This is a genomic window from Achromobacter anxifer (assembly GCF_903652925.1).
GTDB classification, from domain to species: Bacteria; Pseudomonadota; Gammaproteobacteria; order Burkholderiales; family Burkholderiaceae_B; genus Achromobacter; species Achromobacter anxifer.
Genome location: NZ_CAHLAR010000002.1, coordinates 396,953 through 408,645 on the forward strand (window position 1 = coordinate 396,953; position 11,693 = coordinate 408,645).

General features: G+C 67.2%; 12 protein-coding genes. 5 read left to right on the plus strand and 7 right to left on the minus strand.

What is annotated here, in order from left to right; genetic code table 11:
- Nucleotide 1: 1 nt before the first annotated feature.
- The 3 genes from hpaH to HWY37_RS07245 are packed head-to-tail and all read right to left on the minus strand — an operon-like array spanning nt 2 to nt 2,641.
- Nucleotides 2-805, minus strand: coding sequence for a 2-oxo-hept-4-ene-1,7-dioate hydratase (gene hpaH / locus HWY37_RS07235; protein WP_175209511.1), 804 nt, complete (start codon nt 803-805; stop codon nt 2-4).
- A 35-nt stretch (nt 806-840) separates the two neighbouring features.
- Nucleotides 841-1,590 (minus strand): fumarylacetoacetate hydrolase family protein, encoded by a 750-nt coding sequence (locus HWY37_RS07240; protein WP_176088238.1) that lies wholly within the window; start codon nt 1,588-1,590, stop codon nt 841-843.
- A 16-nt stretch (nt 1,591-1,606) separates the two neighbouring features.
- Nucleotides 1,607-2,641 carry a fumarylacetoacetate hydrolase family protein gene (locus HWY37_RS07245; protein ID WP_176088239.1) on the minus strand — a complete coding sequence of 345 codons (1,035 nt, stop codon included), beginning with the start codon at nt 2,639-2,641 and terminating at the stop codon, nt 1,607-1,609.
- A gap of 200 nt (nt 2,642-2,841) precedes the next feature.
- Here HWY37_RS07245 and hpaE point away from each other — a divergent pair, with 200 nt between their 5' ends.
- Nucleotides 2,842-4,308 carry a 5-carboxymethyl-2-hydroxymuconate semialdehyde dehydrogenase gene (gene hpaE, locus HWY37_RS07250; RefSeq protein ID WP_176088240.1) on the plus strand — a complete coding sequence of 489 codons (1,467 nt, stop codon included), beginning with the start codon at nt 2,842-2,844 and terminating at the stop codon, nt 4,306-4,308.
- A 38-nt stretch (nt 4,309-4,346) separates the two neighbouring features.
- Nucleotides 4,347-5,198 carry a 3,4-dihydroxyphenylacetate 2,3-dioxygenase gene (gene hpaD, locus HWY37_RS07255; protein WP_176088241.1) on the plus strand — a complete coding sequence of 284 codons (852 nt, stop codon included), beginning with the start codon at nt 4,347-4,349 and terminating at the stop codon, nt 5,196-5,198.
- Here hpaD and hpaR read toward each other — a convergent pair whose 3' ends face one another.
- Together hpaR and HWY37_RS07265 are read right to left on the minus strand one after the other, a co-directional pair.
- Nucleotides 5,199-5,663, minus strand: coding sequence for a homoprotocatechuate degradation operon regulator HpaR (gene hpaR / locus HWY37_RS07260; protein ID WP_175209516.1), 465 nt, complete (start codon nt 5,661-5,663; stop codon nt 5,199-5,201).
- A 106-nt stretch (nt 5,664-5,769) separates the two neighbouring features.
- Entirely contained in the window at nt 5,770-6,387 is a 618-nt protein-coding gene (locus tag HWY37_RS07265) for a hypothetical protein (RefSeq protein ID WP_176088242.1), read from the minus strand.
- Nucleotides 6,388-6,813: 426 nt separating this feature from the next.
- On the opposite strand from HWY37_RS07265, the gene radA reads away from it, so the two are divergent.
- The 3 genes from radA to HWY37_RS07280 all read left to right on the plus strand — a co-directional run bounded on the left by radA (nt 6,814) and on the right by HWY37_RS07280 (nt 9,451).
- Nucleotides 6,814-8,175 carry a DNA repair protein RadA gene (gene radA / locus HWY37_RS07270; RefSeq protein WP_175209518.1) on the plus strand — a complete coding sequence of 454 codons (1,362 nt, stop codon included), beginning with the start codon at nt 6,814-6,816 and terminating at the stop codon, nt 8,173-8,175.
- 82 nt (nt 8,176-8,257) lie between these two features.
- A complete protein-coding gene (locus HWY37_RS07275) occupies nt 8,258-9,034 on the plus strand; it encodes a sulfite exporter TauE/SafE family protein (protein ID WP_176088243.1) in 777 nt (258 codons plus the stop codon).
- Between the two features lie 177 nt (nt 9,035-9,211).
- On the plus strand, nt 9,212-9,451 hold the full coding sequence (locus HWY37_RS07280) for a hypothetical protein (RefSeq protein WP_175209520.1): 240 nt from the start codon (nt 9,212-9,214) through the stop codon (nt 9,449-9,451).
- A gap of 150 nt (nt 9,452-9,601) precedes the next feature.
- On the opposite strand, the gene HWY37_RS07285 is transcribed toward HWY37_RS07280, so the two are convergent.
- Nucleotides 9,602-10,558, minus strand: a complete 957-nt coding sequence (locus HWY37_RS07285; protein ID WP_175209521.1) for a 2-hydroxyacid dehydrogenase — start codon at nt 10,556-10,558, stop codon at nt 9,602-9,604.
- A 103-nt stretch (nt 10,559-10,661) separates the two neighbouring features.
- Nucleotides 10,662-11,642, minus strand: a complete 981-nt coding sequence (locus tag HWY37_RS07290) for a Bug family tripartite tricarboxylate transporter substrate binding protein (RefSeq protein WP_176088244.1) — start codon at nt 11,640-11,642, stop codon at nt 10,662-10,664.
- Between the last annotated feature and the right edge of the window lie 51 nt (nt 11,643-11,693).

An 11,693-nucleotide genomic window follows, 5' to 3' on the forward strand; every position in this document is an offset into this window, starting at 1 on the left:
ATCAGATGAAGTGGCAGTTGACGGAACCCAGCACGCCGTAATCGACGTTGAAGGTATCGCCAGGGCGGGCCAGCACCGGCCGGGTGAAGGAACCCGACAGGATGATTTCTCCCGCTTCCAGCGCCACGTCGTGGGCGGCCAGCTTGTTCGCCAGCCATACTACGCCATTGGCCGGATGGTTCAAGACGCCGGCGGCCACGCCGGTTTCCTCGATGACGGCGTTGCGCGACAGGATGGCGCCGATCCAGCGCAGGTCAAGCTCGCCGATCTTCACCGGCCGTCCGCCCATCACCACGCCCGCGTTGGCGGCGTTGTCGGCGATGGTGTCGAACACCTTGCGCGGGCGCTTGCTGTCGGGGTCGATGCTGTGCGAGCGCGCGTCAATGATTTCCAATGCAGGAACCACATAGTCGACCGCGTCATAGACCTGGAACAGCGTGACGTCGGGGCCTTGCAGGCGCTTGCCCAGCACGAAGGCCAGCTCGACTTCGAGCCGCGGCAGGATGAAGCGGCCGGCGGGTATGTCCGAGCCGTCGTTGAAGAACATGTCGTCCAGCAGCATGCCGAAATCGGGTTCGTCGATCTGCGAGGCCTGCTGCATGGCGCGCGAGGTCAGGCCGATCTTGTGGCCCCGCTTGATCCGGCCTTCGGCCAGCTTGATGTCCATCCAGGCGCGCTGAATGGCGTAGGCGTCGGCGATGGTGATGTCGGGATATTCGAGCGAAATCTGGCGGATCTGCTGGCGGCTGCGTTCGGCTTCGTGCAGGCGCGCGGCAATCGCGCGCACGGTGTTGTTGTCTAGCATGGGAGTTCCGGATGGTGTGGAGTGGGAAGTGGCATTCATTCGGGAAAGGGGACCAGCGTGTTGAGCAGCCGGCCCACGCCTTCGATCTCGGTCACGACTTCATCGCCGGGCTGCACGTTGACGATGCCGTCCGGCGTGCCGGTCAGGATCAGATCGCCGGGCGAGAGCGTCATGAAGCTGCTGAAGTACTCGATCAGCGCGGGCACGTCGAACACCATGTCGCGGGTATTGCCGCGCTGCGTCTCGACGCCGTTGACGGTGGTGCGCAGGTTCAGGTTCATGGGGTCGGGCACGTCGTCGCGGTCCACCAGCCAGGGGCCGAGCGGCGTGCAGGTGTCGCGGCTCTTTACGCGCAGATTGGGGCGGTACCAGTTTTCCAGGTAGTCGCGCAGCGCATAGTCGTTGGCCACCGTGTAGCCGGCCACGCAATCGTAGGCCTGGGCCCGGCTGACCTTGCGGGCGGTCTTGCCGATCACTACCGCCAGCTCGCACTCGTAGTGCATGAAGGCGACGTCGGCGGGCCGGAAGGTCCGGGCGCGATGGCCGACGAAGGTGTTGGCGGCCTTGAGGAAACCCAGCGGTTCTTCGGGAGCCTTGAAGGCCAGCTCCTTGGCGTGGTCGGCGTAATTGATGGCCAGCGTGAAGGTGGTGCGCGGCTCGAACGGCGTCAGCCAGGTAAGCGCGTCTTCGGCGAACTCGCGGCCGTCGGCCAGGCGGACCCGGCCCGGACCGGCTTCGGTGGCGGCATGGGTGACGCCGTCCAGGGATATGCGGGCGTGTTTCATGGCGGGGCTCCTGTGCTCAGCGGGCGGCGGCCAGGGGATTGCCCAGCGTGCCGACCCGCGAAATGCTGATGTCGTAGCGTTGTCCGGCGCGAGCGCGCGGCGCGCCATGCGGAGCGCCGACCAGCAGGATGTCGCCCGCTTCCAGCGTCATGAACTGGGTTACCTCGGCGATCAACCGCGCCACGGGACGGATCAGGTCGGCCGTGCTGGCGCGTTGCGCCACCTGGCCGTCGATGCGCACTTCGATGTCGAGCGCGCCGGGGTCGCCCACGGCGGCCACGGGGGCGAGATCCTGGCCGATGGGGCAGAAGCCGTCGCGGCATTTCTGCTTGAGCGCCGGGCGGAAGTAGCTGGCATGCGGCACGGACAGGTCCGCCACCACGCGGTAGCCCGCCACGTAGTCCAGCGCCTCGGCCTCGCTGACGCGCGTGGCCTGGCGGGCGAACACCACGCCCAGGCAGGCGCCCACTTCGACTTCATCCACGTCCGCCGGCAGCGCGATGACTTCGCCGTTGCGCGCATAGGTGTTGGCGGGCTTGATGTACAGCACGGGCGCCTTGGGCGCGGCCTTGTAGGGGGCGGCGTCCACGGCGTCGCCCAGCGTGTCCAGCGCCTGGCGTGTGTTCAGCGCCGCGCCCACCACGGTCCGCGGCCAGGGGGCGGCGGCGGCGCGCGCGGCCAGGTGTTCGCGGTAATTGTTGAGCTTGTAGTTCAGCACCGGGTCGGCTTCCTCGATCTGCATCGAGATGCCGAGCGGGCGCGCGGCCATCTGCGGCGCCAGCGCCGCCGTCAGCGCTTCGAACACCCGTTCGCCCAGCGCGGCCTTCTGCTCGGCATTGCGGCCGTGGCCGATGCGCAGCACCACGTGGACGAAGGCATTGTCGGGATGGCCGTCGACGATCAGGCAGTCGTCCACGCGCAGCGCGCGGGTGCGCGCGCCGGCCAGCGGGAACAGGCTGCCATCGCCCACGGCCGCGTCCTGCACGGTCTGCATCAGGGCCCGCGTATCCAGGGCCAGATTGCCCGAGTACTCAATCCAGATATGGGGCATGGGCGGCTCCGCAGGAAATAATTATCATGTTAACTATGGTAATGAAAAAAGGCCGTAGCGACAATGCGGAAACCGGGCCGCAAGCGTAGGCTGGCCTGGGGATTTCCCGCCATTGACAGGCGCCTAGCGCAAGCATAACGTTAACGTGTTAATTAAATCTGCGCCAGGCGATCCGGCGCATTCGGGACCAGGAGGCGCATGTGAGCATCAAGCATTGGATCAACGGCAGGCAGGTCGACAGCAGCGACCGCTTCATCACCAGCAACCCGGCCACGGGCGAGGGCATTGCCGAGGTGGCGGCGGGCGGCCAGGCGGAAGTCGACGCCGCCGTCGCCGCCGCGGCCGCAGCCTTTCCCAAATGGGCCAACACGCCCGCCAAGGAACGCGCCCGCCTGATGCGCAGGCTGGGCGAACTGATAGACCAGAACGTGCCCCAGCTGGCCGAACTGGAAACCCGCGACACCGGCCTGCCGATCTCGCAGACCCGCAAGCAGCTGATTCCGCGCGCCTCCGAGAACTTCAATTTCTTCGCCGAGGTGTGCACGCGGATGAACGGCCACACATATCCGGTGGACGACCAGATGCTGAACTACACGCTGTACCAGCCGGTAGGCGTGTGCGCGCTGGTCTCGCCCTGGAATGTGCCGTTCATGACGGCGACCTGGAAGACCGCGCCTTGCCTGGCGCTGGGCAACACCGCCGTGCTGAAGATGTCCGAACTGTCCCCGTTGACGGCGGACCAGCTGGGCATGCTGGCGCTGGAGGCCGGCATTCCGGCCGGCGTGCTGAACGTGGTGCAGGGCTATGGCGCCACGGCTGGCGACTCGCTGGTGCGCCATCCCGGCGTGCGCGCGATTTCGTTCACGGGCGGCACGGTGACGGGCAAGAAGATCCTGGCCAGCGCCGGAGGCGTCAAGAAGTACTCGATGGAGCTGGGCGGCAAGTCGCCCGTGCTGATCTTTGATGACGCGGACGTCGAGCGGGCGCTGGACGCAGCCTTGTTCACGATCTTCTCGCTGAATGGAGAACGCTGTACCGCCGGTTCGCGCATCTTCATCCAGCAAACGATCTACGACGACTTCGTGCGCAAATTCGCCGAGCGCGCGCGACGCCTGGTCGTGGGCGATCCCACCGACGAAAACACTCATGTGGGCGCGATGATCACGCGCCAGCATTGGGAAAAGGTAACGGGCTACATTCGCCTGGCCGAGCAGGAAGGGGCGCGCATACTCGCAGGCGGCGCGGACCGGCCTGCCGGGCTGCCGGCCCAGCTGGCGGGCGGCAATTTCGTCGCCCCGACGGTGCTGGCCGATGTCGACAACCGCATGCGTTGCGCGCAGGAAGAGATCTTCGGCCCGGTCGCCTGCTTGCTGCCGTTCAAGGACGAGGCCGAGGGCCTGGCGCTGGCCAACGACGTGAAGTACGGGCTGGCATCCTATGTCTGGACCAGCGACATCGGGCGCGCGCACCGCCTGGCGCGCGGCATCGAGGCAGGCATGGTGTTCATCAACAGCCAGAATGTGCGCGACCTGCGCCAGCCCTTTGGCGGCACCAAGGAATCCGGCACCGGGCGCGAAGGCGGCGAATACAGTTACGAGGTCTTTGCCGAGATCAAGAACGTGTGCGTGTCCATGGGCAGCCACCACATCCCCCGATGGGGCGTCTGAGTCCGGCACGAATCGACGAGAACAAGGAGACTCGCATCATGGGCAAGCTCGCGCTGGCGGCCAAGGTAACGCATGTGCCGTCCATGTATCTGTCGGAACTGCCCGGCAAGCACCAGGGTTGCCGGGAAGCCGCGATCCAGGGGCACCGGATCATCGGCCAGCGTTGCCGCGACCTGGACGTGGACACCATCGTGGTGCTGGACGTGCACTGGCTGGTCAACGCCGGCTATCACGTGAATTGCAATAGCGCCTTCCAGGGCCGCTACACCAGCAACGAACTGCCGCATTTCATCAAGGACATGGACTACGCCTACCGCGGCAATCCGCAACTGGGGCGCCGCATCGCCGAGTGCGCCAATGCCGCCGGCGTGGGCACGCGTTCGCACGAGATCGACAGCCTGGAGCTGGAGTACGGCACCCTGGTGCCGATGCGCTACATGAACGGCGACGGACGCTTCAACGTGGTGTCCGTCGCGGCCTGGTGCGCCTGGCATGGGCTGGACGAAAGCCGGCGCTTCGGCGCCGCGCTGCGGCAGGCGATCGAGTCCAGCGACAGCCGCGTGGCGGTGCTGGCCAGCGGCTCGCTGTCGCACCGCTTCAACGACAACGGCAGTCCCGAGGACTCGATACACCAGATCAGCCGCGAGTTCTTCCGGCAGGTGGATTTGCGCGTGGTGGAACTGTGGCGGCAGGGCGACTGGAAGACCTTTTGCGCCATGCTGCCCGAATATGCCGAGCTGTGCGTGGGCGAGGGCGGCATGCACGACACGGCAATGCTGCTGGGCCTGCTGGGCTGGGACGGCTATGACAAGCCGGTGGAGATCGTCACCGACTACTTCGCCAGTTCCGGTACCGGGCAGATCAACGCGATCTTCCCGGTGCCGGCCTGATCAGGCTTCTTCGGAGGCGCGCGGGTCGGCAGGCTCGCGCTTGATCAGATCGACCATCGTGTCGACGTCGCGATACAGGCGATCCAGCAGTTCCTTGCCGATCTTGGCCTCGATTTCCTGGTATTTCGCATCCACTTGCGGGCGCATGCGGTCGATGAGCTTGTTGCTCTTGGGCGTCAGTGAAATTTCCTGGCGGCGCTGATCCGCGCTGGAACGCGTGCGCTTGATCAGGCCCTGTTCCTGCATGCCCGCCAGCATGCGGGTCAGGCTGGGGCTCAGGATCTGGCAGCTGCGCGCGATCTGGTTGGGTTCCATGGAGCCCACCTCGCTCAGCGTGCGCAGCACCCGCCATTGTTGTTCGGTGACGCCCGCGGCGTGCAGGATGGGCCGGAAATGCGCCATCAGCGTTTCGCGCGCGTAGAGCAGCAGGTGGGGAAGATTGCGGTGGTGGAAGCTCGGACTCATGGCGGCTATGTTAGCAAGAAGCCGGGCAGCGCCAGGTCGATATGTGGCCTACGGGCTCACCGGCCGCGCGGGGCGCGCGGATCCGATGAGCGGCCGCTTGCGGCGTTCAGGACGGGTTCTGTTGAGCCAGTTCCTGCAGGTCGTCGGGCAGGGTCAGGTCGGGCGCGGCCTGCTGCAATTCGCGCAGCGCCTGCACGGCGTCTTCCTGCTGTTCCTCGCGCACCAGCGAACGGATGTGGGTCACGCGGGCCTCGATGTCCTGATCGCTGAGGGCCGGGACTTCCGGTTGGGCGGGCTCGGCGGCCTGCTGTTCGGCGGGGCTCGCCTCCTGGGCCGGAGCAGCCTGCGGCGCGGCGGCCTCGCCCTGCGGGACCGACACGCGCTGGGTCACGGGAGCGGCCTGTTCGGCCGGCGCCTCGGCCGGCACCGCAAGGACCGCTGGCGAGCGTTCGGAACTCGTCCCGACTTCGTGGGGGGGGATGACCGGCGTGTTCTGTTCGGCCATGTCCTGGGCTTCGCGCATGTCGGTCCAGGCGAACAGGCCGAAGACCATGGCGGCGCAGGCGGCGGCGCCCCAGGCGGGATGCCAGCTATGGCCGGGATGCCAGCTGCGGCGCACCGCTGCGTCCAGTTCGGGACTGGTCCCGGGTCCTGGCCTGCGGTACAAGGCGCGCAAATCCCGTTCGTCGTCTTCGTCAAAGGGGGGGCGATAGGTAATGCTCATGCGCGTACTCCTCGCGCATACGCCTGGTGGCAAGGCGTATCCGCGTTTGACCTCTGCGCACGCCGCGCCGGTGGTCCGGCGGTCTCGTCGTAGCTCGGGTCCTGTTCCGGTTTAGGCGGCTTCCTGGAAAGCCGCGGGGTGTTTGCGCCGCGATTCCCGCTGCCGCGCCCTGGGGGCGTTCGACTGCAGGTATGCCGCCTTGGGCCGGGCGGTTCGTCAATGCGCTGCACCTGATGATTATGCGCGAATTGCAGAAATCCGCCAGAGAATTTCTTGAGTTTGCATCATGTAACTTCAGCATGTCCCTATTTATGAAAGCAGAATGAAAGAATGATGCGCCGTCGTGGGCAGCGGCGGGACGAAAGCGCGCGTTCGGGGCGGCCTGGCGGCGCGCCGCGACCCCGGCTTGCCGGTAAACTTCCGCGCATGGCCAAATCCCGAACCGTATACGTGTGCTCCGATTGCGGCGGCACCACCCCGAAGTGGCAGGGCAAATGCCCGCATTGCAACGCCTGGAACACGCTGGAAGAAACCGTGGAGTCGTCGGCGCCCGCCGCCGCTGCCCACCGTTACGCGCCGTTGGCCGCCGCCAGCCCGGTGCGCAGCCTGTCTGAAATCGAAGCCCGCGAGACGCCGCGCCAGCCCACCGGGCTGGAAGAGTTCGACCGCGTGCTGGGCGGCGGCCTGGTGGCCGGCGCCGTGGTGCTGATCGGCGGCGATCCCGGCATCGGCAAGTCGACGCTGCTGCTGCAGGCGCTGGCCTCGTTGTCCGAAGTCACCAACGTGCTGTACGTCACGGGCGAGGAGTCCGCGGAGCAGGTGGCCTTGCGCGCGCGCCGCCTGGGCCTGCAGACCGGCAACGTCAACCTGCTGGCCGAGATCCGGCTGGAGTCGATCCAGGCCGCGGTGTCCGAACAGAAGCCGACCGTCGCCGTGATTGACTCGATCCAGACGCTGTACAGCGGCGAGCTGACCGCGGCGCCGGGCTCGGTGTCGCAGGTGCGCGAATGCGCGGCGCAGCTCACGCGCCTGGCCAAGCAGACCGGCATCGCCATCGTCATGATCGGCCACGTCACCAAGGACGGCGCGCTGGCCGGGCCGCGGGTGCTGGAGCACATCGTCGACACCGTGCTGTATTTCGAAGGCGACACGCATTCCTCGTTCCGCCTGGTGCGCGCGTTCAAGAACCGCTTCGGCGCGGTCAACGAGCTGGGCGTGTTCGCCATGACGGACCGCGGCCTGCGCGGCGTGGCCAACCCGTCCGCGCTGTTCCTGTCGCAGCATGAACAGCAGGTGGCGGGATCCTGCGTGATGGCCACGCAGGAAGGCACGCGGCCGCTGCTGGTGGAGATCCAGGCGCTGGTGGACAGCTCGCACGCGCCCAATCCGCGCCGCCTGACGGTGGGCCTGGAGGGCAACCGCCTGGCCATGCTGCTGGCCGTGCTGCACCGGCACGCGGGCGTGTCCACCTTCGACCAGGACGTCTTCGTCAACGCGGTGGGCGGCGTGCGCATCACCGAACCCGCGGCCGACCTGCCGGTGCTGCTGGCCATCATGTCCTCGCTGCGCGACAAGCCGCTGCCGCGCGGCCTGATCGCCTTCGGCGAGGTCGGCCTGGCGGGCGAGATCAGGCCCGCGCCGCGCGGCCAGGAACGCCTGCGCGAAGCGGCCAAGCTGGGCTTTTCGATCGCCCTGATCCCCAAGGCCAACGCGCCGCGCCAGCCCATCGAAGGGCTGGAGATCTGGGCGGTGGACCGCCTGGACGCCGCGCTGGACAAGCTGCGTTGAGGCCGGGGACGGCCGTCCCCTCTGTTGTCATCCCTATTCTGATTGCCTCGCCTGGATGCGGCGGGGCTGGCTGGAGCAAGACGTGAGTCTGTTAGTTATCGCCGCGTGCCTGGCCGCGGGCGCCCTGATCGGTTTCATGGGTGGTGCGCTGGGCATAGGCGGCGGCCTGATCGCGATTCCCGCGCTGGTGCTGTTGATGGGCATGTCGCAGCAGCTGGCGCAGGGCACGGCGCTCATCATGGTGTTGCCCACCATCATCATGGCGGTGCGCAAATACAACCAGCAGACGCGCATCGACAAGCGCGTGGCGCTGGCGGGCGCCGCGGGGGCCGTGGTGTTCACCTGGGTGGGCGCGCGGCTGGCGCTGGGCATCGATTCCGGCCTGCTGCGCCGCAGTTTCGCCGTCTTCCTGTTCTTCATCGCGCTGTTCTACGTGTGGCGGACCTGGCGCGCGTCGCGCCCTGCCGCGCGCAAGCCGGCCGCCAAGGGCCCCGTGCCTGTCTTCACGCCGCGCCGCGCCAGCGTGCTGGGGATTCTGTGCGGCACGCTGGGCGGCTTCTTCGGCGTGGGCGGCGCGGTGCTGGCCGTGCCCATCATCACCACCGTGTTCCGGCTGCCGCAGACCACCGCGCAGGCGCTGGCGCTGAGCATGGTGATACCCGGCTCCACCATCGCCCTGATCACCTATTCGTGGGCAGGCCAGGCCGATTGGCTGGTGGGCGTGCCGCTGGCCCTGGGCAGCCTGCTGTTCGTGCCGGTCGGCGTGAGGCTTGCGTACCGGCTGCCTGAACGCAAGCTGAGAGCCAGCTTCGCGCTGATGCTGTTCGCCACGGTGGCGCTGCTGGTGTTCGAAAGCTGAACGTCACGACTTTATGTCGAAGCGTTAGCGACCGAAATTTTCTGGTTCCGCGCTGAACCTTCTGGAGGGGACGGGTTCAAACGGGTACGGGTCGGGGTGTAGAAACCCCACGGCGATGTTGCCGTCCCGTGTCGGAAAAAAAGGCCTCCGGGCCTTTTACATTCAGGAGTTCATGAAATGACGACTCAATCCCGTATTGCTGCGTTCCTATCCACCTCGGCCTTGTGCCTCGGTCTTGCCGCCGCGCCTTCGGCGTTCGCGGCGGGTGCCGATGCCACGTCCAAGGCGGGTGAAACCAAGACCCAGGCGCAGCACAAGCATCACAAGTCCGACAAGACCTCCGCCAAGCCGGCGGCGGCCAAGTCAGGCGGGGCCGCGAAGACGGATCATTCCGGCGCAGCGACTCCGGCGAAGTAAGCACGACGGGCCTTTGGGCCTGGTAGTTCCTTTGCGCAAACGACATCCGATTCCTGCGGGGGGGCGGAAAGTCGAAAGCCTCTCGGTATGGGCGCCGAGAGGCTTTTTCGTTTGCGCGCCGCGGCACGGGCCGCGGCCGACATGGCGCGCTTATTCCGCCGGCGTGATCACGCGGCCGGTTTCGAAGAACGCCTGCAGGTTTTCCAGCATCAGGTTTTCCATGGCGACGCGGGTTTCCAGCGTGGCGCTGCCGATGTGCGGCAGCAGCACGGCCTTGTCGGTCTGGAGCAGGGCTTCGGGCACCTTGGGTTCGTGCTCGAACACGTCGAGCGCGGCGCAGCCCAGCTTGCCGGCTTCCAGCGCGGCAACCAGCGCGGCTTCGTCGATGACCGGGCCGCGCGCGATGTTGACGATGATGCCCGTGGGGCCCAGCGCTTCCAGCACTTCGCGGTTCACCAGGTGGCGCGTGCTGGGGCCGCCCACGGTCGCCACGATGAGGAAATCGGCCCACTTGGCCAGGTCGGTCAGCGAGGCCTCGTAGCCGTACTCGACGTCATCGCGCTTGCGGCGGTTGTGATAGCGCACGTCCATGTCGAAGCCCATGCCGCGGCGGGCGATGGCTTCGCCGATGCGGCCCAGGCCGATGATGCCCAGCTTCTTGCCGCTGACGCGCTGGCCCAGCGGGATGCCGCCATGCACCTGGCCCCAGCGCCCGGCGCGCACGAAACGTTCGCCCTGGCCCATGTGGCGCGCGCCCGCGATCAGCAGGCCCCAGGCCAGGTCGGCGACGCAATCGGTCAGGACGTCGGGCGTGTTGCTGACCTGCACGCCGCGCTGCTTGGCGGCCTGGACGTCGATGGTCTCGTAGCCCACGCCCCAGCTGCAGATCGCCTTCAGGTCGGGCAGGGCGTTGATGAGTTCGGCGTTGGCGCCGTAGGTGGCGGAGGTGACGACGGCGGTGACGCCCTTGCCGTGCTCGGCCAGTGCGGCCTTGCGGTCCGGGTACTTCCACAGTTCGACTACGTCGTAGCGGTCCGCGAGCGTCTTGTTGGCGTAGGGGGAACCGGCCAGCGAGCCGACCTGGATGATGCGATGCTTGGTGGTCATGTTGTCGTACAGGTGGGTGGCAAAACACTGATGCTACTTGATCCGGCCTGGATGCAGGCTGACGGGATGCCCGACAGGGGCACCCCGCGCGCCGGCCCGGGCCTTACTCCAGCTGGATATTGGCTTTTTGTATGACGTCCTTCCAGCGCTTGACCTCGGCCTGCTGGAACGCCGTGAACTGCTGCGGCGTGTTGGCCACGACCTCGAAGCCCAGGCCCTGCAAGGTCTTCTCGGTCTGGGGATCGCGCAGCGCGGCCTGCAGCGCCTTGGACAGTTGCTGCACCACCGGCGCAGGCGTGCCCTTGGGCACCGCGAAGCCCTGCCAGGAATAGACCACCATGTCCTTGATGCCGGCTTCGGCCAGGGTGGGAACGTCCGGCAGGTCGGCGGCGCGAGCGTCGCCCGTGATGGCCAGCGCCTTGAGCTTGCCGGCCTTGATGTGGTTCTGCACCGCGCCCAGGTTCTGGAACGACACGTTGACCTGTCCGCCGATCAGGTCGGCGATGGCCGCGCCGCCGCCGCGGTACGGCACGTCCACGCCCGTGCTCTGGGTGCGCTGGCGGAACAGCACGGCCGACAGGTGGTCGGACGAGCCGGTGCCCGACGAGGCATACGACACCTTGCCCGGATTCTGCTTCGCGTATTCGATCAGTTCGGCAACGTTGTTGGCGGGAAAGGAGGGCGCGGCCACCAGCACGTTGGGATTGCGCACGGCCTGCGTCAGGTACTCGAAGTCCTTGCTGGGGTTGTACGACAGGGTCTTGTACAAGGCCTCGTTGATGGCGAAGGTGCCGATGGAGCCGACCATCATGGTGTAGCCGTCGGGCGTGGCGCGGGCCAGCGCCTGCGCGCCGATGGCGCTGTTGGCGCCGGGCTTGTTCTCGACCACGAAGGTCTGCCCCAGGATCTTGGTCAGCCCTGGCGTGACCGAGCGCGCGGTGATGTCGGAGGATCCGCCCGGCACGAAGGGCACGATCATGGTGACGGGTTTGTCGGGGTAACCGGCGGCCTGGGCGGCGGGCGTTCCGAGCAGCACGGCGCCTGCGGCGGCCGCGACCGCCATGGCGCTCATCAGTTTGTTCATGGTGTCTCCTGGTTCGCGTGCTGATGAAGAGCCCGCCGCCCACGCGTTGCG

What these genes read in the sequence shown, in the direction of transcription:
- HWY37_RS07245 (WP_176088239.1), bottom strand. Translation starts at nt 2,641, where the DNA reads ATGCCCCATATCTGGATTGAGTACTCGGGCAATCTGGCCCTGGATACG.
- hpaR (WP_175209516.1), bottom strand. Translation starts at nt 5,663, where the DNA reads ATGAGTCCGAGCTTCCACCACCGCAATCTTCCCCACCTGCTGCTCTAC.
- HWY37_RS07280 (WP_175209520.1), top strand. Translation starts at nt 9,212, where the DNA reads ATGACGACTCAATCCCGTATTGCTGCGTTCCTATCCACCTCGGCCTTG.
- HWY37_RS07240 (WP_176088238.1), bottom strand. Translation starts at nt 1,590, where the DNA reads ATGAAACACGCCCGCATATCCCTGGACGGCGTCACCCATGCCGCCACC.
- HWY37_RS07265 (WP_176088242.1), bottom strand. Translation starts at nt 6,387, where the DNA reads ATGAGCATTACCTATCGCCCCCCCTTTGACGAAGACGACGAACGGGAT.
- radA (WP_175209518.1), top strand. Translation starts at nt 6,814, where the DNA reads ATGGCCAAATCCCGAACCGTATACGTGTGCTCCGATTGCGGCGGCACC.
- hpaD (WP_176088241.1), top strand. Translation starts at nt 4,347, where the DNA reads ATGGGCAAGCTCGCGCTGGCGGCCAAGGTAACGCATGTGCCGTCCATG.
- hpaH (WP_175209511.1), bottom strand. Translation starts at nt 805, where the DNA reads ATGCTAGACAACAACACCGTGCGCGCGATTGCCGCGCGCCTGCACGAA.
- HWY37_RS07285 (WP_175209521.1), bottom strand. Translation starts at nt 10,558, where the DNA reads ATGACCACCAAGCATCGCATCATCCAGGTCGGCTCGCTGGCCGGTTCC.
- HWY37_RS07290 (WP_176088244.1), bottom strand. Translation starts at nt 11,642, where the DNA reads ATGAACAAACTGATGAGCGCCATGGCGGTCGCGGCCGCCGCAGGCGCC.